This is a genomic window from Dokdonella sp., from assembly GCF_035703485.1.
Taxonomy (GTDB): domain Bacteria; phylum Pseudomonadota; class Gammaproteobacteria; order Xanthomonadales; family Rhodanobacteraceae; genus Dokdonella.
This window is the reverse complement of record NZ_DASSYD010000207.1, coordinates 52,861-75,588: the sequence shown is the minus strand read 5'-3', so window position 1 is coordinate 75,588 and position 22,728 is coordinate 52,861. Positions and strand designations below refer to the sequence as shown.

General features: G+C 58.9%; 21 protein-coding genes and 1 tRNA gene. 11 read left to right on the top strand and 11 right to left on the bottom strand.

Annotated features, from left to right (window positions below; genetic code table 11):
* Window positions 1-123: 123 nt before the first annotated feature.
* Together VFN25_RS16250 and VFN25_RS16245 are read right to left on the bottom strand one after the other, a co-directional pair.
* On the bottom strand, window positions 124-2,079 hold the full coding sequence (locus tag VFN25_RS16250) for a M48 family metallopeptidase (RefSeq protein ID WP_325143796.1): 1,956 nt from the start codon (window positions 2,077-2,079) through the stop codon (window positions 124-126).
* 64 nt (window positions 2,080-2,143) lie between these two features.
* Window positions 2,144-2,731, bottom strand: a complete 588-nt coding sequence (locus VFN25_RS16245; protein WP_325143794.1) for a LemA family protein — start codon at window positions 2,729-2,731, stop codon at window positions 2,144-2,146.
* A gap of 198 nt (window positions 2,732-2,929) precedes the next feature.
* Here VFN25_RS16245 and VFN25_RS16240 point away from each other — a divergent pair, with 198 nt between their 5' ends.
* Both VFN25_RS16240 and VFN25_RS16235 read left to right on the top strand, forming a co-directional pair.
* The gene (locus tag VFN25_RS16240) at window positions 2,930-4,099 is read left to right on the top strand and encodes a serine hydrolase domain-containing protein (protein ID WP_325143792.1); all 1,170 of its coding nucleotides are present in this window, start codon (window positions 2,930-2,932) and stop codon (window positions 4,097-4,099) included.
* 295 nt (window positions 4,100-4,394) lie between these two features.
* Window positions 4,395-5,021, top strand: coding sequence for a GPP34 family phosphoprotein (locus VFN25_RS16235; RefSeq protein ID WP_325143790.1), 627 nt, complete (start codon window positions 4,395-4,397; stop codon window positions 5,019-5,021).
* 87 nt (window positions 5,022-5,108) lie between these two features.
* On the opposite strand, the gene VFN25_RS16230 is transcribed toward VFN25_RS16235, so the two are convergent.
* Window positions 5,109-6,005, bottom strand: a complete 897-nt coding sequence (locus VFN25_RS16230) for an energy transducer TonB (protein ID WP_325143788.1) — start codon at window positions 6,003-6,005, stop codon at window positions 5,109-5,111.
* A 590-nt stretch (window positions 6,006-6,595) separates the two neighbouring features.
* Between VFN25_RS16230 and VFN25_RS16225 the strand changes: the two genes are divergently transcribed.
* Both VFN25_RS16225 and VFN25_RS16220 read left to right on the top strand, forming a co-directional pair.
* Window positions 6,596-6,904, top strand: a complete 309-nt coding sequence (locus tag VFN25_RS16225; RefSeq protein WP_325143787.1) for a hypothetical protein — start codon at window positions 6,596-6,598, stop codon at window positions 6,902-6,904.
* Window positions 6,905-6,914: 10 nt separating this feature from the next.
* On the top strand, window positions 6,915-7,355 hold the full coding sequence (locus VFN25_RS16220; RefSeq protein ID WP_325143785.1) for a hypothetical protein: 441 nt from the start codon (window positions 6,915-6,917) through the stop codon (window positions 7,353-7,355).
* Between the two features lie 556 nt (window positions 7,356-7,911).
* On the opposite strand, the gene metJ is transcribed toward VFN25_RS16220, so the two are convergent.
* The 6 genes from metJ to VFN25_RS16190 all read right to left on the bottom strand — a co-directional run bounded on the left by metJ (window position 7,912) and on the right by VFN25_RS16190 (window position 13,479).
* A complete protein-coding gene (gene metJ, locus VFN25_RS16215) occupies window positions 7,912-8,541 on the bottom strand; it encodes a met regulon transcriptional regulator MetJ (RefSeq protein WP_325143783.1) in 630 nt (209 codons plus the stop codon).
* Window positions 8,542-9,006: 465 nt separating this feature from the next.
* Window positions 9,007-9,402 (bottom strand): glycine cleavage system protein GcvH, encoded by a 396-nt coding sequence (gcvH, locus tag VFN25_RS16210; protein WP_325143780.1) that lies wholly within the window; start codon window positions 9,400-9,402, stop codon window positions 9,007-9,009.
* Window positions 9,403-9,482: 80 nt separating this feature from the next.
* Complete coding sequence (gcvT, locus tag VFN25_RS16205) at window positions 9,483-10,565, bottom strand: glycine cleavage system aminomethyltransferase GcvT (protein ID WP_325143779.1); 1,083 nt, start codon at window positions 10,563-10,565, stop codon at window positions 9,483-9,485.
* Window positions 10,566-10,660: 95 nt separating this feature from the next.
* The gene (locus VFN25_RS16200) at window positions 10,661-11,122 is read right to left on the bottom strand and encodes an NfeD family protein (protein ID WP_325143776.1); all 462 of its coding nucleotides are present in this window, start codon (window positions 11,120-11,122) and stop codon (window positions 10,661-10,663) included.
* Between the two features lie 13 nt (window positions 11,123-11,135).
* Window positions 11,136-12,098, bottom strand: a complete 963-nt coding sequence (locus VFN25_RS16195; protein ID WP_325143774.1) for an SPFH domain-containing protein — start codon at window positions 12,096-12,098, stop codon at window positions 11,136-11,138.
* 61 nt (window positions 12,099-12,159) lie between these two features.
* Complete coding sequence (locus VFN25_RS16190; RefSeq protein WP_325143772.1) at window positions 12,160-13,479, bottom strand: sensor histidine kinase; 1,320 nt, start codon at window positions 13,477-13,479, stop codon at window positions 12,160-12,162.
* Between the two features lie 258 nt (window positions 13,480-13,737).
* Here VFN25_RS16190 and VFN25_RS16185 point away from each other — a divergent pair.
* Window positions 13,738-13,814 (top strand) — tRNA-Ile (locus tag VFN25_RS16185).
* A gap of 59 nt (window positions 13,815-13,873) precedes the next feature.
* Window positions 13,874-15,307, top strand: a complete 1,434-nt coding sequence (hemN, locus tag VFN25_RS16180) for an oxygen-independent coproporphyrinogen III oxidase (protein WP_325143770.1) — start codon at window positions 13,874-13,876, stop codon at window positions 15,305-15,307.
* On the opposite strand, the gene VFN25_RS16175 is transcribed toward hemN, so the two are convergent.
* Window positions 15,308-16,054 carry a sulfite exporter TauE/SafE family protein gene (locus VFN25_RS16175; RefSeq protein WP_325143767.1) on the bottom strand — a complete coding sequence of 249 codons (747 nt, stop codon included), beginning with the start codon at window positions 16,052-16,054 and terminating at the stop codon, window positions 15,308-15,310. It abuts the gene before it with no gap.
* 307 nt (window positions 16,055-16,361) lie between these two features.
* Between VFN25_RS16175 and nirK the strand changes: the two genes are divergently transcribed.
* The 4 genes from nirK to VFN25_RS16155 all read left to right on the top strand — a co-directional run bounded on the left by nirK (window position 16,362) and on the right by VFN25_RS16155 (window position 20,203).
* Window positions 16,362-17,873, top strand: coding sequence for a copper-containing nitrite reductase (nirK, locus tag VFN25_RS16170; RefSeq protein WP_325143765.1), 1,512 nt, complete (start codon window positions 16,362-16,364; stop codon window positions 17,871-17,873).
* An 11-nt stretch (window positions 17,874-17,884) separates the two neighbouring features.
* Window positions 17,885-18,703 (top strand): formylglycine-generating enzyme family protein, encoded by an 819-nt coding sequence (locus VFN25_RS16165; RefSeq protein ID WP_325143763.1) that lies wholly within the window; start codon window positions 17,885-17,887, stop codon window positions 18,701-18,703.
* Window positions 18,700-19,284, top strand: a complete 585-nt coding sequence (locus VFN25_RS16160; protein WP_325143761.1) for an SCO family protein — start codon at window positions 18,700-18,702, stop codon at window positions 19,282-19,284. Before VFN25_RS16165 ends, VFN25_RS16160 begins: the two co-directional genes overlap by 4 nt.
* A gap of 160 nt (window positions 19,285-19,444) precedes the next feature.
* A complete protein-coding gene (locus VFN25_RS16155; RefSeq protein ID WP_325143759.1) occupies window positions 19,445-20,203 on the top strand; it encodes a cyclic nucleotide-binding domain-containing protein in 759 nt (252 codons plus the stop codon).
* Between the two features lie 89 nt (window positions 20,204-20,292).
* Here VFN25_RS16155 and VFN25_RS16150 read toward each other — a convergent pair whose 3' ends face one another.
* Window positions 20,293-21,675 carry an L-serine ammonia-lyase gene (locus tag VFN25_RS16150; RefSeq protein ID WP_325143757.1) on the bottom strand — a complete coding sequence of 461 codons (1,383 nt, stop codon included), beginning with the start codon at window positions 21,673-21,675 and terminating at the stop codon, window positions 20,293-20,295.
* A 165-nt stretch (window positions 21,676-21,840) separates the two neighbouring features.
* On the opposite strand from VFN25_RS16150, the gene VFN25_RS16145 reads away from it, so the two are divergent.
* Window positions 21,841-22,686 (top strand): DUF6159 family protein, encoded by an 846-nt coding sequence (locus VFN25_RS16145; protein ID WP_325143755.1) that lies wholly within the window; start codon window positions 21,841-21,843, stop codon window positions 22,684-22,686.
* Window positions 22,687-22,728: the final 42 nt, after the last annotated feature.

Sequence of the window (22,728 nt, the reverse complement as noted above, 5' to 3'; positions counted from 1 at the left end):
TGGTTCGGAATCTGCGGCGGGGCCGCTATGCTCCCTGAGCGCGCGTCTTATCGCAACGTCCGCTATCAGGATGTGGCGAGTGCATCGCGATCAATGTTGTCATGATGCGGATCGCTGATGCGCTCAACCCTGTTGCTGGAGAATCGGCGGTAAAGGGCAATGCAGAGCGGCACAAACCGTGCGCAGCAATTCGGCCTCATTGACACTGACCACGCCGTCGGCGCTGATCGCACAGGTCAGCCCACGAACGACCAGCTCTTTGCCTGCCGGGGTCAGCCGATCAAGGTTAGGCAAGGCGCGATCAAGTGCGGCCTGCCAGTTTTCGGGTGGCTCATAGGAAGGTTTCGCGTTCGGCAGCACTTCATTGAGGCCAAGCACATAGGCGCGGCGCGCGCTTTCGGCGTCATCGTGTCCGTACTCGGCAACCACCGAAAACAGGTCGCAGAGTTCGGCTTTGACATCGCCGAGCTTTATGCGACCGGTCACCCGTGTTGCTGAGGGGCTGAGGGCATCGATGACCTGGATGCTGACCAGCTTGGCCAGGCAGTATTCCTCGAGGCTGACCCGACCATCGGCCTTGATCAGTTGCTGAAGGGTGAGGATGAAAACCTCCAGGCTCGGTCGAGGGTGTCGGCGCAAGGCAGGGAACGCCATCGCCGCCAGCGGCAATCGCTGCATCGGATGCAGTGCCCGGGTTTGCTCGGCAAGCGCACTGACCTCGGCTGCACTGCCGGCGTCATGATAGTGCGTGATCACTTCGATTTGCCGATCGCGAACCGTCTGATCGGCATGCAGCAGCAGCGCGTAGACGACAAGCATCGACTGATCGCGTCCGTGTGCGGCCAGGTTCAGCGCGCCAGGGATCGACGTGCTCAGTGCGGCAGCGGCTACATAGTCGCCAGTGTCGGGATGGCCAACTTGATCGGAAACACCGCTTGCTGACAGTCGCATCTCGCGAGCCGCAGGCGGCAGGCTCGCGCTTTGACTCGCCGAGGCCGCTGCTGTCGATGATCGGGCCGGGGCGAAACCCGACAGCGATGCATTCGGATCATCGGTTTCGCCCACGCGCAGCGGCTGGGTCCAGTCCTTGGCAATCTCGGCGAATTCCGCAGGATTGAACTGGGGTTGCAGGCGCGTAATGCGGTCGACCAGAGCCGGGTGCGTGGCAAACAGCGCGGAATAGCCGACGCCATCGCCAAACAGCATATGGGCGACTTCCTCACCGTCGTGGCTGGTCAGCTTTGAACCTTCGGCCAGCCCGCCGATTTTCTTCAGGGCGCCGGCGATGCCTTCGGTCTGGCGCGTGAACTGCACCGCCGAGGCGTCGGCCAGATACTCGCGCTGGCGCGAAATCGAGGCCTTGATCAGGCGAGCGAAGAAGATACCGATATAGCCGACAACCAGCAGGGCGATGCCGAGAATGACAATGCCGCCGCTGTCGCGACTGCGGGATCGTCCCGAGATCTCGGCGATCCTGCGTCCGACAATCGCCAGCACGAGGATGCCGAAAGCCACACCCATCAGGCGGATGTTCAGACGCATGTCGCCATTCAGGACATGACTGAATTCATGGGCGATGACGCCCTGAAGTTCTTCGCGGGTAAGCTTGTCGAGGCAACCGCGAGTGACCGTGACGGCGGCATCGGCGGGCGAGTAGCCGGAGGCAAACGCATTGATGGCGGTTTCTTCCTCAAGCACGAAGATTTCCGGCACGGGCACGCCGGAAGCGATAGCGATTTCCTCGATGACATTGCGCAGCCGCCGGTAGGCGAAATCGATGGTATCGACGGGCACGGGTGTGGCGCCCAGCTGCCTTGCTACCGCACTGCCACCTGCCCGAAGCGTTGAAATCCGGTACAGCGTGGCCAGACCGATTACGGCGACTACGCCGAGGCTGGTGAGGATCATCGGGCCGATCCCGACGTCGGCCACGCCACGTCGACTCTCCCTGCCAATGCCAAGTGCGACCATGACGACAAAATCAACGGCAATGACAATGCAGATGACGGCGATCGTGAACAGCACGATCATGCGCCGCGTCTGCTTGCGGGCGAGTTCCTGGTGGGCAAAAAAATTCACGACGAAACCGGCGTTGCCTTGATGCGACCAACCGCCGTCGTCGGCAAGTCGTCCGCAAGAACCATCAAGTGAAAGAAACCTTCACCGCTTCGCGCTTCTCGGGTGCTTCGATCTCAAGCAACTGTGCCGGCGTGAACGCAAACATGTTGGCCACGATCGAACTTGGGAAAACCTCGCGCGCATTGTTGTAGCTCATGACCGAGTCGTTGTAGGCCTGACGTGCGAACGCGACCTTGTTTTCGGTTGTGGTCAGCTCTTCGCTGAGTTGCATCATGTTCTGGTTGGCCTTCAGGTCGGGATAGGCCTCGGAAAGCGCGAACAAGCGCCCCAGAGTCTGGGTCAAGACATTCTCGGCGCCTGACAATTGCTTCATGGCCGCCGGGTCGCCCGGATTGGCCTTTGCAGCCGACAAACCGGACGCGGCAGAATTGCGTGCCTGTATGACGGCTTCCAGAGTTTCGCGCTCATGTTTCATGTAGCCTTTGGCAGTCTCGACCAGATTTGGAATCAGGTCGTAGCGACGGGTCAACTGGACATCAATCTGGGCAAACGCGTTCTTGTAGCTGTTGCGTGCCGTGACCAGTCCGTTGTAGATACCAATGGCATAGAAAGCGAACAAAACGATGACGCCAAGGACAATCAAAGTAGTCATTTCCTGCTCTCCGGAAAACAAGGCTTTAACGATGAAATCGAGCATAACATGGGCTTGCCGGCAGCCATGATTTTCAATCGCGGCTCACTTTCATGCTTCCTTTTCCTGCTGATCGGAGCAACTTCCCTGCTGGCCTCGACTGCTGATGCTGCGAATCGAAAGTCGGCGAAGTCGCACCATCGGTCTGCTGCAGCTTCCTTGTCCGGCCACAAGCCGAAAGTTGATCCTCATGCGATCAGCCAGGATATCCAGCCGATCATGGCTGACCTGGATCGCTGGATAGACCATGTTGAATCGGCCAATCAGGTATCCGGGCTTGCCATCGCCGTGATTCAGGCGGACCAGGTCGTTCACGAACGGATGATCGGATACGCCGATACCGGGCGCTCGGAAAAGATCGAGGCAGATACCGTGTTTCGCCTCGCCTCGCTATCCAAGGCATTCGCCACGACGCTCAGCGGCTTGCTGGTCGAGGATGGTCAGTTGAGCTGGGATACGAAAGTGACCAGTGTGTTGCCGACGTTCGCACTTGCGGATCCGGGCAACAGCAACAAGCTCACGGTCGCCGATATTCTCAGCCATCGGGTCGGGCTTCCACACAATACCTATGACAATTTGCTTGAGCAGAATGAGCCCTACCCGTTGTTGGTGGAGCGCCTCAACGAGGTGCCGATCGCCTGTCCGGTGGGCGAGTGCTACGCGTATCAGAACATCGCCTTCAGTCTGATCGGCGATATCACCTACGCGTTGACCGGCAGCTTTTTCTACCACGAGGTTGGCAAACGCATTTTTCATCCGCTGGGAATGGAAACCGCCAGCTACGGACGCGATGCCCTGGAGCAATCGGCTCATTGGGCGCGGCCGCATCGACGCCGGGGAAAGCAGTGGAAGGCTTTCATGCCCAACGAGGTCTACTATCGAATGCCGCCGGCCGCTGGAGTCAATGCAAGTCTCCGCGACATGGAGCAGTGGTTGATCGCGCAAATGGGAGGGCGGCCTGATGTCCTGTCGGCAGATCTCCTGCATACCTTGCAGACACCGCTGGTCGAAACTCCGCGTGACTTGCGCTCGACGCCGTGGCGTCGGGGGCGCTTGCTTGATGCGCAATATGCGCTTGGTTGGCGTGTTTACGAGTATGCTGGCGAGCGACTCGTGTTTCATGCGGGCGCCGTGCAAGGCTACCGCGCAATGATTGGCTTTCTGCCGAAAAGGAAAGTCGGAATGGTCATGCTCTGGAATTGTGAATCGGCTGCGCCGGCGGGGTTGATGCCGATGCTGTTTGATCGCTACCTGGGCTTGCCTTCAGTGGACTGGGCCGGAGTTGGTCCGACACGTGTCGCAAGCAGAAAAGGTGGTGACGTCAAATGAGCGTGCGTTCCTGCGCCGCTCGGGCTCACGCTGGAAGAGCCTTGCAGGATCAGGCAGGTTCCATTACGGACGGCAGCCAGAGGCTTGATGGTTGCCTGGTCAGCTTGTCGAAATTCTACTCGGTCGGAGCGACACGACGGCGAAACGTGCTTGAAAATGCCAAGTTTTCGCATGCGAATTGCGCATTTGTTGCTCGCTTTGTCTTGTCTCTCACTCGCCCGAGTGCGTTTCAAAAGTTTGCCAAGTCCGTGGATTGTTGACCTACAGGGCTGCAAGCGTTGCCGGGAGGCATTGAATGCTGATAGCCGAACAATTGATGTTGTTGTGCATTGATCCGAAATCGGGCGATTTCGATGCTTCGCGGTCACATGCAGACGCCAACCTGTTGTGCGCAGCTGCGCTGATTCTCGATTTGTTCGAGCAACGCAGGTTGCGCTATCAGGGCAAACATCTCGTCATCGAACCGCTTCTGCCAACCACCCATCCGCAACTCGCGGCGGCCGCCCAGATACTCGCCGGGCCGGTAGGCGGCTTGCCGGCTTCGGCTGCGGTCGAGTTGCTGGTTGGCCGATTGAATCCGACAAGTTTCAATTTGCTCGAAAGCTTGTTTCGGCGGGATGTATTGCACCGGGTTCGTGAATCGTGGCTGCCGTGGAGCAAGCTGCATTTCCCGTTGCGCTCCATCCAGGCACGCAACGAAGCATCGACCCAACTGCGCAATGCCGCGGTGGCAGATCATGGAAGTTTGCGAGGGATGGGTTTGTTGATGTTGACCGATCTTGCCGGACAACTCGAACACAACCTCATTGGCGATACCCATGAAGCGGCGATGAGCAGGCTGCTGAGATTGCGCGGATCAAGAAGCGTTGTCGACGCAGAACATGATCTGCTCGTGGATCTGCGTGATGCATTGATGGCCTAGCGAATCCGACCGGCTGTTTGGGTCACGGCAAAAAAAGAGAGCGATCGCATTGCGCGATCGCTCTCCCTACTTCATTCGCGTGCTACTTCAGCGTCCCAGCTTGAACTCGATGCGGCGACGGACCGTTGCGTTGACTGCGACTCCGTTTTCCATTCGCGGACTGAACTGGGTACGTTCGATGGAGCGGATCGCCTCGCGATCGAAGACGCGTTGGGGATCGGATGCGGTTACCTTTGCATCGACAACCTTGCCGTCCGCAGTAACCGTGAATTCGACTTCGACCCAGCCTTCCTGGCGATCTCTTGCGGCCGCACGCGGGTAGCTGGGCGGTGAAGGGGTCACCACATCGACGTCACGGCTTTCGCCTCTTGGTGCGGCCGCGACCGGCTGGGGTGCCGGAGCGGCCACGGCAGGTGCAGGTGGCGGTGCGGGTTGTGGTGTGGCATCGACCGCTGCGGCTGTGTCCGAAGCGGGTTGAGTGGCTTCGTCGACAACACTTGTTGGCGGCGTTGGCGTCGGCGGTGGTGCAGCCGCGGCTGCCGCAGCTTCTGCGGCTTGTTGTTCAAGCTGCTTGCTCTTGGCGTCGAGCTTGCTGCGCAAGATGGTCAAGGTGTAGTTGCTCGGATCGGCCTTCGCCAGCGACTCGATGATGCGATCAGCTTCTTCCAGGTTGCCCTGGTTGATTTCCTGTTCTGCGGTGCCGCTGGCGAACGGAAACAGTTCGCGCAGTGCATCGGCTGCTCCAGTATTGTTCTCATCCTTTTCGAGGATGGCGAGATAGAACTCCAGTGCATTGTTGCCGGCAGGAGCCACCAGGCGTTGATCGGCCATGGCCTTGCGCGCTTCGCGATAGAGCTGGTCAATACTCAGGCCTTCGACCGCGGCGGCCGCGGCTGCGGCGGCGGCCGCCTTTGCTTCAGCATCTTCGGCGGTTGCGGAGCCCGATATCGGAGCTGTCGTTGCGGCGGGTCCCGCTGTTGGCACGGCGGCTCCACGTTGGGTGAGGTACCACCAGGCGCCTGCGGCCGCTGCAGCCAGCAAGATGAGAATGATTATGATCGTGAGTGCGGCTGAGCCGCGCACGGAACGTGAGTGAGAAGAGGACGATTTCATGGTGGCCAGACGCTCCGGAAATGCAAGACAAGACAATCACGCATGCAAGTGGCGTGCCCAACAAGAGCTCAAGCGGAATATCTGAACAGTTCCGCGGCGCGCGACTCGACAATGAGTCGGCTGAAAAGCCCGGCTCACTTCCAGGTCCGCGCATCGCAGTACCTGTTCTGAAGCATCCGCGTCAGACAAGCGATTCGTGTTGCATCGCTTGAAATCTGCGCCCCTGTCCTCAACATCACTTGACCTACGGACGCAAGAAAGATAGCGCATTACCGTGCAAGGTGTCACACCTGCGGAAATTGCGCACACGCCACGCCATATTCGGGAGCTGTCGCTGCCATGCCGGATGCCTCCATCAATGCGGGCTTCAGGGAGCCCGTGCAAGCATGGTTGCAGCAGATATCTGGCGCGACGCTGGGTCATGTCAGCAAAGTCTGCATTGAACGCAAAGAGGAATTCCCATGAACACTTCAGCAAAATCAGGAGCCAAGGCGATTGATGGCAACGATCAGGTCACGAGCAAGATCGCGGATCAGATAAGCGATGGAATCGATCAGGTGGCAAGTAGCGCCAGTCGCTTCAGCGAGCGCCTGCGCAACAACGGCAGTGCCCTGCACGATGAACTGAATGCCGCGGGTGAGCGATTCGGCGATGGCGCCAAGCGACTCGGAACGGTGGCGTCGGAGCAGATTCGCGCACATCCACTGGCAGCCGTCGGAATCGCGGTGGCCGCAGGGGTATTGCTTACGCGCATGATGCGTCGTCGCTGAGTTCAACAACGTGCCGGCAGAAAATGAAAGTATCGATGAGGCTGCTCCCGCAACAGCGGATTCGCTGCTGGATACGATGCGCGACGCGTTGCGTGGCGCACTCCAGGTCATTGAGGCGTCATTTAGCCTGTTGCGCAGCGAGCTTCGCCTGGCACGCAGCAGCGCACTGACGATTGTCTGGCTGGCGTTCGCGCTTGTTGCGCTCGGCGCTGGCGCCTGGCTATCGACAATTGCAGCGATTGCGCTCGGCGTCTACCAGCTCAGCGGAAACCTTTTTCTTGGTGTTGCAGTGGTTGCCGCCATCAATCTGGGCGGCGTGGTCTGGGTAACTTTGGCGATGCGCCGATGCTGGCGGGATGTGAGCCTTCCACAAACACGCGCGTTGATCGTTTCGGTCAGATCCGTCAACGACAACGAAGTCAGTTCAGCAACCGGGCCGGAGGATGCATGAGTCTCAAGGATGATCGCCAACGGGTGCGGAGCGCTTCGGTCAATCTGATCGCGCGACGACAAAAGCTGAAACTGAAAACGGAAGACCTGAGCGACAGATTCGAGCGCTGGCGGCCGACTTTGCTGGTGGGAGGCGGGTTCGTTGCCGGCCTGCTGATGGGCCGCGGTCGACTGCGCGATGTGACCCGGTCGGTACACTCGACAGCAAGCTTCGGATGGTCGCTGATTCGATCATCAGCGGGATCAATGCTGGTGGCGAGGATTCTTCAGTCGCGAACCAGGCCCGATGAGCTGCATGCGGCGGAGCCTGAAACCCGGTTGTAGCTATTCGCGGGCAGCTGGCCGAAAGTTTCGAGCACTTCAAAAAGCTGAATCCGCTTTTCGAAATCTCTCCCTGCGCTGGGCATACCGCAGGGAGAGGAGTTCGATTGCTGGATCATGAAGCTTATTTACCTGCACTTGGTGTGCAGTGACTCTGTACTGCCTGGCACCAACGATGCGATGCGCGGCGTCCAGTCAAGGGTTGGTTGCCAGCCGACAACCAACCTCAAGGAACACTATTTCTTCTTGGCGGCCTTTTTGGCAGCTTTCTTTGCTGGAGCCTTCTTTGCGGCCGCCTTCTTGGCCGGCGCCTTTTTCATGGCTGTCGCTGTTTTGGCCCTGGCTGTTTTCTTCTTCGCAGCCTTCTTTGCGACTTTTTTGGCCGGAGCTTTCTTCGCTGCGACCTTCTTCACCGTCTTTTTCGCAGCTTTCTTTGCTGGAGCCTTTTTCGCCGGCGCCTTCTTGGCTGCGACCTTCTTTGCTGGAGCTTTCTTTACAGCTTTGGCCACTTTGGCCTTGGCTGTCTTCTTCTTTGCTGGAGCCTTCTTGGCAGCTACTTTCTTTGCCGCTTTTTTGGCGGCAGGTTTCTTCGCAGCTGGTTTCTTTTTCGCTGTTGCTTTCTTTGTGGCCATATCGCGTCTTAACTCCTCGTCAGTTGGCAGTGGTTGCCCAGTAAAAGCGTGAAGAAATGCTTCGCACAGCAGGTTGCTGTTTGTCGCGTGGCGCAGGTTCGCTACCTGGCGCCGGGTCCGTTCATCGGACAGAAGTCGAAGGATGTGCAGTGGAATCGATACCGTGATTTTTCTTGTGGCCGATGATTTCAGGCCGTGCTCGATATAGGGTTCGACGAATCTGGATGCAGCCATGATTCTATTTTGGATTCCGTAGTGTTGCTGACGCGAAAATTATGCTTGTCGGATGCGAGTGTCAACAGATTTCTGACAAAAAACAAGGCTCTGGAGTTTCCATCGCCAGTGCCAGTGCCGCGCTGAACTTTCAGTAACGTGCAATGAGTCCAACTGTTTTGTATGAGCCATATAGACGTTTATACGTCCCGACATAATTCAGGACAAAACCCGGATAGCTAGATATATCGCCCTATGGCGGGTTAAAACCTGCAATCTGCTCTCATTCATTGCTTCGCCGATCGATTGAATTGTCATCATTCAAGTCCCTGCTTCAACGACGAAAAGTGATGCCGCGACAAGCTAAACCGCAGCCAAATGAAGGCGAGAATTATTTTGCTTGAACGCGCATTGAGAGCAAAAAAAAGCGAGCCAGATTTCCCTGGCCCGCTTCCATGTACTCAAGACGACTGGTGTGAATTCGACTCAGCCTTCCTCGTTTTCAATCAGCTCGGCATATGCGTCGGGTCCGAGCATGTCATCGAGCTCGTCGCGACTATCGAGTTTGACGACGAAAATCCAACCCTCGCCATAGGCATCTTCGTTGATCGTTTCCGGAGTATCGGCGAGGGCTTCGTTGACTGCGACGATCTCACCACTGACCGGAGAATATACGTCCGAAGCTGCCTTGACGGATTCGACAACCGCCGCCGCCGTTCCCGGCTTCGCGCTATCGCCAACGTCTGGAAGTTCGACATAGACCAGATCACCGAGCAAGCCCTGCGCATGGTCGGAAATGCCGACAGTAGCCGTGCCGTCATCTTCAACACGGACCCACTCGTGGGATTTGAGGAACAACAGATCACCGGGTATTTCTTTCATGTCTTCTGGCCTGGATGAAGGGTCGAGGTAGGGAAAAGCTCGTTGCGGATTCTATCAGCCACAGCAATGGGCGGCGAAACTCAATCAGCTACCGCCTGACCATCACGCACAAACGGATATTTGACCACGCGCACCGGAATCTGGCGTCCGCGAATATCGACGTGCACCTCCTCACCCGCGTTGGCAGGAATGCGCGCAAAGCCAATCGCCTTGCCGAGGGTCGGAGAAAACGTGCCTGACAGGATTTCACCATTGCCGGCATCAGTGATGACGGTCTGGCCATGGCGCAGAACGCCTTTCTCGTCCATGACGATGCCGATCATCTTGCGCGGCACGCCGGAGGCCTTCTGGGCTTCCAGAGCAGCACGGCCGATAAAGTCGCGACCTTCGTCCAGCGACACTGTCCAGCCAAGACCGGCTTCCCACGGCGTAATGGACTCATCCATGTCCTGGCCATACAGGTTCATCCCCGCTTCCAGTCGCAGGGTGTCGCGCGCGCCGAGTCCTGCCGGTTTGATGCCGGCGGCAATGAGTCGACTCCACATCTCAATCGCTGCCGATTCGGCCAGCATGATTTCGTAACCGTCTTCGCCGGTGTAGCCGGTGCGGGCAATGAACAGGTCGCCATCCTGCACGGCAACGAACTTTGCCAGCGTGAGCGCACGAGCGGCAAGCTCCGCATCGAGCACTGATGCCACCTTGTCACGGGCTTGCGGGCCCTGGGCAGCGATCATCGCAAGATCATCGCGCTCACGGATTTGCACGCCGAAAGTCGCTGCCTGCTGGCTGATCCATGCCAGATCCTTTTCACGGGTTGAGGCATTGACGACGGTGCGGAAGAAATCGTCCTCGACGTAGTAGACGATAAGATCATCGATCACGCCGCCCTCGGCATTGAGCATGCACGAATACAGTGCCTTGCCGGGCCGTTTGAGCTTGTCGATGTTATTGGCCAGCAGATGGCGCAGAAACTCCCGAGTGCGTGGCCCATGCATGTCGACCACGGTCATGTGCGAAACATCAAACATGCCGGCATCGCGGCGTACCGCGTGGTGTTCGTCGATCTGCGAACCGTAATTCAGTGGCATGTCCCAGCCACCGAAATCGACCATTTTTGCTCCGAGCGCGCGATGCGACTCGTTCAGAACCGTTTTGCGGGTCATGTCGTCAACCTAGTTTGAACAATCGATTATAGAAAATGGACGGCGCTGGCGCCTGTGTCGGGAGGTCCGGTCAGGCAGTGCGACCGCCCGCCGGGTCAGGGCTGCGGATCCGCAACCACTTGCAGGGTCGTGCCAATGACTGCAGTGACCGTTACGGACGTTCCGGACGCACAATCCTCGCCCTGAATCAGCCAGACAGAATCACCGACCTTGGCCTTGCCGCGACCGTTGACGATGGCATCGACCACGGTCACGCGGCGACCGATCATGCGGTCGCCTTTTCTGTTCAGCAGCGGCTGATCGTCGCGTCGCTCTGCAGCGGGACGGATGTATTTCCAGTAGACGAAACACAAGGCGATGGAAAGCAGGGCGAAGAGCACCGCTTGTGCGAGAAATGCCAGGCCCGGCACGGCCAGCATGATCAGGCCCATCACGGCCGAGGCAAGTCCGATCCAGAGCAGAAAATAGCCAGGCGTAATCATCTCTGCCGCGATCAGCAGCAGAGCCAGTAACCACCAACCGTAGCTGGCCAGAAGGCTGGAGATCGAACTTTCCATATCGGCTTCCTGCTCAGCGCATGATCGATGGGCCGCTGCGCGGCGCGGGTGGCGGCGGCGGAGTCTTGTCAAAGGCGTTCCTGGCGATCTCGGCAATTCCGGCCAGTGAGCCGATGATGCCGCTGGCCTCGAATGGCATCAGCAACATCTTCTGATTCGGTGAATTGGCCATTTCCTTGAGTGCCTCGACATACTTGTTGGCAACGAAATAGTTGATCGCGTTGATATCGCCGCCGGCGATTGCATCGGAGACCATGGTCGTCGCCTTGGCTTCGGCCTCAGCCAGTCGTTCGCGTGCCTCGGCTTCGCGAAACGCGGCTTCGCGCTCACCTTCGGCTTCGAGGATGGCGGCCTGCTTCTCGCCATCGGCCTTGAGGATCGCAGCCTGGCGGAAACCTTCGGCTTCGAGGATGTTGGCGCGCTTCTCGCGTTCGGCTTTCATCTGCCTCGCCATTGACTCAATCAGATCGCGTGGAGGCGAAATGTCCTTGATCTCGATGCGTGTGACTTTGACGCCCCATGGGTGGGTGGCCTCGTCGACCACGGTGAGCAATTTGGCGTTGATGACGTCGCGTTTGCTCAGCGACTCATCGAGATCCATCGAGCCGAGCACGGTTCGGATATTGGTCATGACCAGAGCCAGCGACGCCTGTTCGAGACTGGACACCTCGTAGGCCGCCTTGGCTGCATCGAGTACCTGATAGAAGACGACACCATCGACGCGGACAACCGCATTGTCCTTGGTGATGACTTCCTGCGAGGGCACATCGAGCACTTGTTCCATCATGTTGATCTTGTGTCCGACCGTTTGCACGATTGGAACGAGCAAATGGAAGCCCGGACTCAGCGTATGCGTGTACTTGCCCCAGCGTTGTACGGTCCACTCGAATCCCTGCGGAACAATGCGCACGAGCTTGGCCAGCACGATAAACGCGATGACAACGATGACAAGGCCAACAAAAAAACCACCACTCATTTTCGCTCTCCGCGCGAATTCAGGTCGGAGCAATCTAGCAGGACTGTGCGTGCAAAGGTATTCAATTTGGCCTGATGCCCTGCGGCAGAATCAGACTGACTTGCAGCCCTCCCCCGGCCCGATTCGCCAATTGCAGCCGCCCATCATGGGCTTCGGCGATTTCGCGAGCCAGGGCCAGGCCGAGGCCGCTGCCGCTGCGCTTGGTTGAATAAAATGGCAGCAAGGCATTCGACAGCACCGTTTCGGACATGCCCGGGCCGCGATCACGGACATCGATGCGCAGTTCGCGTCCACGCTCTCCAATGGCCAATTCAATGGAATCGGGATCGCTGCCTGATTCACGCGCGTTCTTGAGCAGGTTGATCAACATCTGCTCGATCTGCGCACGATCGAACCAACCCGGGTTCGCTGGCGGTAGCCCTGCGAGGGTGAACTGCGAGTGCTGTCCCAGCGCCGCCAGAAATGGCGCCCATTCGATCGATGAAGCCCGCGGGGTCGGCAATTTGGCGAAATGCGCATAGCCCTGGACAAAACTGCCCAGGTGTTCGGCGCGCTCCTCGATGGTGCCGAATACCTGTTCAAGACGCTGCAACTCGCCGCGCCGCGCCAGTTCCCTGCCGGAGTGCGACAACGAGCGAATCGGTGCCAGGGAATTGTTCAGCTCATGGCTGACAACGCGGATGACTTTTTTCCAGGTTGCGACCTCCTGGCGCGACAGTTCGCGAGTCATGCGTCGAAGCAGGATCATGCGATGGGTCCGTCCCTGCAGCTTGAATGTCCGCTGTGAGAGATGGAAAGTTTCTTCCTCGTGATTGAGTTCCACGCTGAACAAGGAGTCCGCTCCAGCCGACAGCGCTTCGGCGAATTGTGGCGGCGCCTCGGAAACGATCGTGTCGATCAGCGAGCCGTTCATCGCACGACCGCCATTCAAGAGTGCGCGAGCCGCCAGATTGGCATAGACCACATGTCCACCGGGCTCAATCAGGGTCAGTGCGGTTGGCGTGTTCTGCACCACGGTATCGAGCAGCAGCTCACGCTGGAAAAGGTTTTGTCGCTGTTCGCGCAATACGCGACCGAGTTCATTGTGCGCATCGACCAGATCGCCGACCTCATCGCGTCGCGTATTGCGAATCGAGAAGCTGAAATCGCCATCGCCAAAAGCCGTCACGCTGCCGGAGAGGGCGCGGATCAGGGCGGCCACGGGACGAGCGAGACGTCGGGCCAGCCACAAGCCAGGCAGGCACAAAATCAGCACCGCGAATGTCGCCGCAATGACCGGGGTATCGAGCCAGGCGATCAGAAGTGCCACGCACGCCGCCGTCAGTATCGACCACAGCAACAGGGCGGCAGCGAGTTTCCCTTCCAGCGAAAAAATGCGCATGCGAGACTGGACTTCCGCAACAGTGACCGATATTTGCCATTGTCCGGGCAAGTGCTGACGGCGTCCAACCTTTGATTTCCGTTGAAATGAGGCAACCCGAGCAGACGCCGACTGCCCACACGGGTGCCGTTACCGCTACAATCGCGCGCCTCGACGGAACAGACGGGTTGAATCGGCCCGCCGTCATCGGTGATTGCGCTGCACGCAAGATTGGCGATCCAGCCGAATCACCACCAGCATCCACGAGAAACCCGCAACGGGCCTATAGCTCAATTGGTTAGAGCAGCGGACTCATAATCCGTTGGTTCCAGGTTCAAGTCCTGGTGGGCCCACCACGCAATTCCGGTTGACATGGATCAAGGCGGGCATGGCCGGCTTCGCGCAGGATCCACGCATGGCCACGCTCACTCATTTTCATCCATCGCCGATTTCCGCAAGCACCCAGGTGTTCGATGCGGAGCTGGTCGCTCGCTACGACATTCGCGGGCCTCGCTACACCTCGTATCCGACTGCGCCGCAGTTCCATGAAAAATTCTCCGAGGCGGAATTGCGCGCCATCGTTCGCGCCTCGAACGAGGATCCGATTCCGCGCGCGCTATCGATCTATGTGCACATACCGTTTTGTCTGAGCCCGTGCTTCTATTGCGGATGCACGCGCATCATTACCCGGGATCGGCGACGCGCCGATGAATATCTTGGGCGCTTGCTGCGCGAGATCGAGCTGACGGCACCGATGTTCGATCGGGATCGGCGCGTCAACCAGTTGCATCTGGGCGGAGGCACGCCGAACTTTCTCGATGCCGAACAGATGATTCGCTTGCTCGATGCGCTGCGTGGCGGGTTCAATCTTTCCGATGAGCCGGATCGGGAATTCGGTATCGAGGTCGATCCCCGCTTTGCCGATGCGGCGACGGTTCGCATGCTGGCGAATGCCGGCTTCAATCGGCTTTCCCTCGGCATTCAGGACTTCGATCACGATGTGCAGCTCGCGGTCAATCGCGTGCAGAGCGTCGAGCAGACGCGCGAAATCATCGACACGGCACGCGAAGTCGGCTTCCGCTCGGTCAGTGTCGATCTGATCCATGGTTTGCCGAAACAGACGACCGCGAAGTTTGCCCGCACTCTGGATGCGGTCATTGCGTTGCGACCTGATCGGATCGCGACTTACTCGTACGCGCACATGCCGGAGCGCTTCCGCGCGCAGCACCAGATCAAGGCCGCTGACCTGCCCGATGCGGCGACTCGCCTCGCGCTGATTGGTCAGACCGTGGAGACACTGGCAGCCGCTGGATTCCGCTTTATCGGACTCGATCATTTCGCCTTGCCCGACGATGATCTCGCGCGCGCCCAGCGCAAGGGCACGATGCAGCGAAATTTCCAGGGCTACTCAACTCATGGCGATTGCGATCTGATTGGTCTTGGCATGAGTTCGATCGGTCATATCGGCCGCAGCTTCCACCAGAATGCGCGCAATCTGCAGGGCTACTACATGGCGATTGACCACGGCCAACTGCCAATGCAACGTGGCATGTTGCTCAGTGATGACGATGTGATCCGTGCTGAGGTGATCCAGCAGCTCATGTGCCTCGGCGAACTCGACATGCAGGCATTTGGTCGTCACTTCGACATCGATTTCGAAGACTACTTCTCGTCGGAGCTGGTACGTCTGAGATCGTTGCAGGCCGACGGTCTTGTTGATCTGCCACCGGGTCAGATCCGGGTCACCGCGCGCGGCCGCTTTCTGTTGCGGATTGTCGCCATGTGTTTCGATGCCTATCTCGGCATGGCCGCTAGCGAGAACAAGCCGGTCTACTCGAACGCACTTTGATTACTTCACCGTTTGCGATGGCGTAACGGGGCTGCAATCAAACGGCAACCAGCCCTGCAGCCAGGGCGCGTGCCCGATCAGCAACGGCCCGGCCAGGGTCAGCGCAGCACTGGCCAGCAAGACGATACCGGCGGATCGACGCAAGCGGACATTCGAGAAGATGCCGAGCAGGCGCGGCGCACCCCATGAAGTCATCAGCATGGCCGGCAAGGTGCCCAGGCCAAACGCGGCCATGATTGCCGCCGAGGACCAGGCCTGGGCATTGAGTGCGGCAATCAGCAGCACGGTATAGACCAGTCCGCACGGCATCCAGCCCCAGAGTGCACCGAAGGCAAACGCCCGCGGCAGGTTTGACACCGGCATCAGGCGCCGCCCGAGTGGGGCGATCTTTGACCACAGCCGCTTGCCGATCCCGGAGCCGGGATCACGCAGCACGCCGAGCATGACCAGGGCCGCAATCAACAACGCCGCGGCGCTGGCGATACGCAGTGCGAGGCGCACGCGTTCGATATCGAGCACCGCGATCAAGCCACCGCCAATCGTTCCGATCAGAAGGCCGGCCAATGCGTAGGAAGAGATTCGACCAAGCTGGTAGCCGAGCAGCAGGAGGCGGCGCGGCCGGCCGCGCTCATCTTTGGCCGTGGCAACGCCGAGAGCCATCGAAATGCCTCCGCACATCAACATGCAATGACCGCTGGCGAGCAAGCCGAGCAGCAACGCGGCAACGATTGTCAGTGAACCGTTCATGGGTCGATTGCGATCGCGCGACCCGCAACGTGGGCAGCGCAGTCAAGCATGAATGAGAGAAGGGGTGTTGCTGATGGGGGCATGATCAATGCACAGACTCACGCAGGCCAGGGTGGGATGCAAGCGTGTCCTGTCGCTGGTCCAAACGCAAATGGCTCAGAGCCTTGACCGTCAAGCCTTGCAGCGCTTGCGGCAGCCTGTCGCAGGTGGCTTTGCGGGGCGCTTTTGCTTGATCAGAGTCAAGACGATTTCTCCACGATTCGATAACGTGTGGCCTATTCCAAAACCCATGATTCAAGGAAATTCAATGAAGCCGGTAATGATTGCAATCGCCCTGTCTGCCTTGTTGCTCGGGGCTTGCTCGTCGGAGACTCAGGCACCTTCGAAGACTGCTTTGGCAGCGTCCGAGAAGGTAGATACTGGCGGCTCCGCGAAGGGCGACTTCGGGCCGCCACAGGGTGAGCCGATTCACGCCATTCTGACCAGCCCTCCCGAAGTTCCCCCAGCCACGGGTCGTACCGCGCCGGCCAAGGTCATCGTTGAACTCGAGGTTCGCGAACTTGAAATGGAGATTTCCGAGGGGTCGACTTACACGTTCTGGACCTTCGGCGGTACCGTGCCGGGCAGTTTCATCCGCGTGCGCCAGGGTGACACGGTCGAATTCCATCTGAAGAACCATCCTGATTCAAAAATGCCGCATAACATCGACTTGCACGGCGTCACCGGGCCAGGCGGTGGTGCGTCATCGAGCTTTACCGCGCCGGGCCATGAATCGCAGTTCACCTTCAAGGCGCTCAATCACGGATTGTTCGTCTATCACTGCGCAACCGCGCCGGTTGGCATGCATATCGCCAATGGCATGTACGGCATGATCCTGGTTGAGCCGCCGGAAGGTCTGCCGCCCGTTGATCACGAGTACTACGTGATGCAGGGCGATTTCTATACGGTTGGCAAATACCGCGAGAAGGGCCTGCAGGCCTTCGACATGCAGAAGGCGATCGACGAGAACCCGACCTATGTGCTGTTCAACGGTTCGGAAGGCGCGCTGATCAACGAAAAGGCACTCAAGGCCAGGACCGGCGAACACGTGCGCCTGTTCATGGGCAACGGGGGCCCGAACCTGGTTTCAAGCTTCCACGTCATCGGCGAGATCTTCGACAAGGTCTGGTACGAAGGCGGCACGCATTATCAGGAAAACGTGCAGACCACACTGATTCCATCGGGTGGCGCGATGATGGCCGACTTCCATGTCGAGGTGCCGGGCAGCTACGTGCTCGTCGATCACTCGATCTTCCGCGCCTTCAACAAGGGCGCATTGGCCATCCTCAAGGTCGATGGTGAGGAAGACAAGGCGATTTATTCGGGCAAGGAAGTGGATTCGGTTTATCTGGGTGACAAGGCGGTCAGCCTGGAACCGGTCACCGAGGCGCGTGATGCCGCAGTCAGTGGAACGCTGACGCTTGAGCAGCAGATCGCTGCAGGCAAGGCGCATTACACGGGAACCTGCTCGGTTTGCCATCAGGACAACGGCGAGGGACTTGCGGGCGTGTTCCCGCCGCTGGCGAAATCCGATTTCCTGAGCAAGGATCCCGAGGCAGCCATCCATTACGTGCTCAATGGCCTGGTCGGCAAGATCACCGTCAACGGCAAGGAATACGATTCGGTGATGCCGCCGATGAGCCAGCTCAACAACGACGAAATCGCCAACATCCTGACCTATGTGTTCAATAGCTGGGGCAATGATGATGGTCGCGTCAGTGCCGAGCAGGTGGGCAAGGTGCGCAAGGAAACACCGCGTTCCGAAGGTGCGGCGCACTAAGGCCTGTCGTGATGAATTTCTTCGACTCCAGCGTGAAGCGTGCAGCCAGCCGGCGGGGACACCGGCTGGCTGCAGGAATGATCGCGCTGGCACTGGCATTTCCTGTTGTCGCCGCCGAATACATTGCTATCCCTGGCGGCGCCTATCAATCCGTACTGCCGACAGCAGACACACCGCTCGATGTCATCATCAAGCCCATGTCGATGCGCGCTGAGCCGGTGACCAACGCCGAGTTTCTGGCCTTCGTGCGGAGTCATCCGCAATGGCGTCGTGACAAGGTGGCCGGTGTATTTGCCGAGTCGCGCTATCTCGATCACTGGATGGGTGATCAATCCATTTCCGATGCACAAGCCCGGCAACCGATAGTCAAGGTCAGCTGGTTTGCCGCGCAAGCCTACTGCGAGAGTGAAGATGCCAGGTTGCCGAGCTGGCATGAATGGGAATACGTCGCTGCCGCCGATGAGACACATCGCGATGCACGCAACGATCCAGCCTGGCGAAATCGCATTCTTGGCTGGTATTCGAAGACTTCAAACGGTGATCCCGAGTGGGTCGGCGGCGCGCCGAATGCTTATGGTGTGCGTGATTTGCACGGCCTGGTCTGGGAATGGGTCGATGATTTCAATGCATTGTTTGTCAGCGCTGACAATCGCAACCAGGGTGATCCCGATCTGCTCAAGTTCTGTGGCGCTGGGGCATTGTCAATGCAGGATCGCGACAACTACGCGGTGCTCATGCGCATCGCCATGCTGTCGTCACTGAAAGGAGCGGATGTCACCGGCAATGTTGGCTTCCGTTGTGTGCGTCCAGACCAGGAAACAACACCATGATCCGGCATGCTGCCCGTATTTCCCGCATCGTGCTGGTTGGCTTGCTGTTGGCGTCGGCGACCGCGACAAAAGCTGCCAGTTTGCCGGGTGATTCGGTCTACCAGCTTCAAGTCCCGCTGGTTGACCAGAACGCCAAGACCTTCAATTTCGCCAGCCTGCGCGGCCAGCCACGATTGGTCACGATGTTCTATACCTCGTGTGCCTACATGTGTCCGCTGATCATCGACACGACACGCATGGCCGAGCGCAAACTGGACGATAGCCAGCGGGCAAAACTATCCGTGCTGATGGTCAGCTTCGATGCTGAACGCGATGATCCTGCTGCACTCAAGGCCCAGGCCGAAAAGCGCAAGATCCAATCCAGCCGCTGGACCCTGGCACGCACCGATGCGGCCAATGTGCGCAAGCTCGCCGCTGTCCTCGGAATCCAGTACCGACAGCTCGATGACGGTGAATTCAACCATTCCAGCGTGTTGCTTCTGCTCGATGCCGAGGGTCGGATTGCCGCGCGCAGTGATGTCATGGGCAAGATCGATCCAGACTTCATTGCCGCGATCAAGGCGGTTCTCGATAGCAACTGAGTGGCTGGAGCCACAACCCGGGGCAGCACGCCACTCACCGGCGACAGGATGGTTCACAGTGCGATGGCATCCTGCGTATCATCCAGTCCGTCCGTTGGGGTGACCTCGCGGTCGCGAATGGACTGAAACGCGCCGCTCCGGCGCGATCCACGTGGTGGCAATGAGCAATATCAAGCCGATTGAACGCGTTGCGCCCATCGATCCCGGTGAAGGTGACGGCGATGAGGTTCGCTTCTGTTCGACCTGCGCATTTGGCGAGGTCTGCATACCCGGGGGTTTCGACAAGACCGCCCTGCAGGATCTGCACTGTCTGGTCGAGCATGTGGGCCCGTTTCATTCCGGCGACCGCATTTTCAGTACCGGCGAGAAATTTGAATCGATATATGCCGTGCGTGCCGGAACGGTGAAAACCTCGACGGTCGATGAGGAAGGGCGCGAACAGATCCTCGGCTTCCATCTGCCGGGTGAAATGGTCGGCCTCAACGCAATCCATCCGGCGCGTTATCCGTGTGATGCGATTGCGCTTGATACGGTCTATCTGTGCCGCTTCTCGTTTCCTGCGTTGGCGACGCTGGCCACGCGGATGCCTGGTGTTCAGCAGCAACTATTCCGGCTGCTCAGCGCCGATATCGGCAAGGCGGCTCTGCTTGCCGGTGATCACAACGCCAACGAACGCATGGCTGCTTTCTTGATCCTGCTCGCCGATCGATTTGCCGCGCGTGGTTTTTCGGCGACGCGCTTTCGCCTGAGCATGGCGCGTGGCGACATCGCCAATCACTTGCGATTGGCCCCGGAGACAGTCAGTCGGGTCCTGCGTCGATTCCAGGATCAGGGCCTGATTCGCGTCGATGAGCGTGATGTCGAGTTGCTGCAAGCCGGACAACTGCGTCAGCTTGCGCGTTGCATCCTGCACGCCTGAGCCAGACGGAAATCGTTCCTGATAAAGGCAACGCTGGTCAGTCGGCGCACTGACAGATCGGGCCGCAACGCGAATCGGATGCCGGTGCTTCAGCACTCAATGACGTTGACGGCAAGGCCGCCGCGCGAAGTTTCCTTGTACTTGTCGCGCATGTCGCGGCCGGTCTCGCGCATGGTCTTGATCACCTTGTCCAGCGAGACGTGATGCTTGCCGTCGCCGCGCATGGCCATGCGTTGCGCGTTGATCGCCTTGACCGAGCCCATCGCATTGCGCTCGATGCACGGAATCTGCACGAGACCACCGATCGGATCGCAGGTCAGGCCGAGATTGTGTTCCATGCCGATTTCGGCGGCATTCTCGACCTGATAAATGCTGCCGCCGAGCGCTGCGGTCAATCCGCCGGCGGCCATCGAGCAAGCCACGCCGACTTCACCCTGACAACCGACTTCGGCACCCGAGATCGAGGCGTTTTCCTTGTACAGAATGCCGATTGCGCCGGCGGTCAGCAGGAAATCAATGATGCCGGCCTCATTCGCGCCAGGGCAGAAACGATCGTAGTAGTGCATCACGGCGGGCAGAATGCCTGCCGCACCATTGGTCGGTGCCGTAACCACGCGTCCGCCGGCGGCATTTTCCTCGTTCACGGCCAGCGCATACAGATTGACCCAATCGAGAATTGTCAACGGATCGCGTAGCGACATCTCGGGGCGCTCGCGCAGTTCGGCGGCCATGGCTGCTGCACGCCGAGGCACTTTGAGACCGCCCGGCAGGACACCGGATTCGCGCATGCCACGAGCAACGCAACCCTGCATTGCACTCCACAATTTCAACAGTTCTGCGCGAATTTCGGCTTCGCTGCGCCAGACTTGTTCGTTGGCGAGCATGATGCCGGCAATGCTGAGACCGGTCTCCTCGCAGCGGGCGAGCAGTTCATTGCCGCTGTTGAATGGATGGGGCATCGTCGTCGTATCGGCGACAATCCGATCATCAGCCGCCTCATCGTGATTGACGACGAAACCACCGCCGACCGAGTAGTAGTCGCGTGTCGCCAGCTCGTTGCCTTCGGCATCGAAGGCGCTGAAGCGCATGCCGTTGCTGTGGAACGGCAATTTCTGTCGCTTGTTGAAAATCAGGTCGACTTTCTCGTCGAAATCGATCTCGTGCTTGTCGAGCAGTCGAATGCGTTTGCTCTCACGAATGCGTGAAAGCTTTTCAGGAATGACGCCCGGATCGATTTGGTCAGGCCATTCGCCTTCCAGGCCGCAGAGTACAGCCTTGTCGGTGCCATGACCGCGGCCGGTCAAGGCCAGCGATCCGAACAGTTCGGCGCGAATGCGCGCGGTCTTTTCGAGCAGGCCGCGTTCGTCGAGCCAGCGGTTGGTGAAGCGTGCGGCCGCGCGCATTGGTCCGACCGTGTGCGAGGACGAAGGGCCGATGCCGATTTTGAAGAGGTCGAAGACACTGACAGCCATGAGAAAAACCGCACGTGGGAGACGAAACCGCATTCTACGCTGGATGCCGGTTGCTGCCGACGATGCTCCATCCTCAAACATCGTCTGACCCGCAGCACACGCGCTGATTCAGCCCGGCTATACTTCATTTTTGCTGTCGATCGACAGATTCGGAGAGGAATCCTCATGTTCGAAAAGTTTTCCCAAAGCTGGTCACTGGTCAAGGCCAGCGCCTCGGTATTGCGTTCCGACAAGGAGCTGCTGGTGTTTCCGCTGCTTTCGGCGATCAGTTGCATCCTCGTGGCGGCGACGTTCTTCGTGCCGGCCATTTTTGCCGGACTGTTCAGCGGGCTCGATCGCGAAAACATGAGTCCCGTGTTCTATGTCTTCCTGTTTGCTTTCTATGTGGTTCAGTACTTCGTCATCATCTTCTTCAATTCGGCCTTGATCGGTGCGGCGATGATTCGTCTCAACGGTGGCGATCCAACGGTTGCCGATGGTTTTCGCATTGCCATGTCAAAGCTGCCGTCGATCCTTGGTTACGCGGTCATCGCGGCTACCGTTGGCGTCATTCTGCGCGCCTTGCAGGAGCGTGCCGGATTCATCGGCCGTTTCGTCATCGGTCTGATCGGCCTGGCCTGGACGGTGGCTTCGTTTCTTGTCGTGCCGGTGCTGGTCAGTCAGGACATCGGTCCGATTGATGCGGTCAAGCGCAGTGCCGAATTGCTGAAAAAAACCTGGGGCGAGAACCTTATCGGGACCGCCGGTATCGGCCTGGTCTTCGGGCTGGGAATCTTTGCCTTGATATTCGTCGGTGGCGGGCTGATCTTCCTGGCCGTTTCGAGCGGCATCCTTGCCATCACGATCACTGCGATCGTCGGCGTGGTCATCGCCTTTTTGCTGCTGATCCTGATCCAGGCGGCGCTGCAAGGCGTCTATGCCGCCGCGCTGTATCGCTACGCAACCGAGGGCGATGCCGGTGAAGGCTTTGACAAGGGCATGCTTGACGCTGCGTTCAAGGTCAAAGCCTGACCGACTTGAGTCGAGCGCCGCCTGGGCAGCGTTGCCCTTGAT

Bases quoted from the DNA above. Each gene is read 5' to 3' on its own strand.
- gcvT (WP_325143779.1), bottom strand. From the start codon at position 10,565: ATGACCCGCAAAACGGTTCTGAACGAGTCGCATCGCGCGCTCGGAGCA.
- VFN25_RS16165 (WP_325143763.1), top strand. From the start codon at position 17,885: ATGAATTTCTTCGACTCCAGCGTGAAGCGTGCAGCCAGCCGGCGGGGA.
- VFN25_RS16160 (WP_325143761.1), top strand. From the start codon at position 18,700: ATGATCCGGCATGCTGCCCGTATTTCCCGCATCGTGCTGGTTGGCTTG.
- nirK (WP_325143765.1), top strand. From the start codon at position 16,362: ATGAAGCCGGTAATGATTGCAATCGCCCTGTCTGCCTTGTTGCTCGGG.
- metJ (WP_325143783.1), bottom strand. From the start codon at position 8,541: ATGGCTGCATCCAGATTCGTCGAACCCTATATCGAGCACGGCCTGAAA.
- gcvH (WP_325143780.1), bottom strand. From the start codon at position 9,402: ATGAAAGAAATACCCGGTGATCTGTTGTTCCTCAAATCCCACGAGTGG.
- hemN (WP_325143770.1), top strand. From the start codon at position 13,874: ATGGCCACGCTCACTCATTTTCATCCATCGCCGATTTCCGCAAGCACC.
- VFN25_RS16155 (WP_325143759.1), top strand. From the start codon at position 19,445: ATGAGCAATATCAAGCCGATTGAACGCGTTGCGCCCATCGATCCCGGT.
- VFN25_RS16145 (WP_325143755.1), top strand. From the start codon at position 21,841: ATGTTCGAAAAGTTTTCCCAAAGCTGGTCACTGGTCAAGGCCAGCGCC.
- VFN25_RS16150 (WP_325143757.1), bottom strand. From the start codon at position 21,675: ATGGCTGTCAGTGTCTTCGACCTCTTCAAAATCGGCATCGGCCCTTCG.
- VFN25_RS16200 (WP_325143776.1), bottom strand. From the start codon at position 11,122: ATGGAAAGTTCGATCTCCAGCCTTCTGGCCAGCTACGGTTGGTGGTTA.
- VFN25_RS16195 (WP_325143774.1), bottom strand. From the start codon at position 12,098: ATGAGTGGTGGTTTTTTTGTTGGCCTTGTCATCGTTGTCATCGCGTTT.
- VFN25_RS16245 (WP_325143794.1), bottom strand. From the start codon at position 2,731: ATGACTACTTTGATTGTCCTTGGCGTCATCGTTTTGTTCGCTTTCTAT.
- VFN25_RS16225 (WP_325143787.1), top strand. From the start codon at position 6,596: ATGAACACTTCAGCAAAATCAGGAGCCAAGGCGATTGATGGCAACGAT.
- VFN25_RS16235 (WP_325143790.1), top strand. From the start codon at position 4,395: ATGCTGATAGCCGAACAATTGATGTTGTTGTGCATTGATCCGAAATCG.
- VFN25_RS16190 (WP_325143772.1), bottom strand. From the start codon at position 13,479: ATGCGCATTTTTTCGCTGGAAGGGAAACTCGCTGCCGCCCTGTTGCTG.
- VFN25_RS16175 (WP_325143767.1), bottom strand. From the start codon at position 16,054: ATGAACGGTTCACTGACAATCGTTGCCGCGTTGCTGCTCGGCTTGCTC.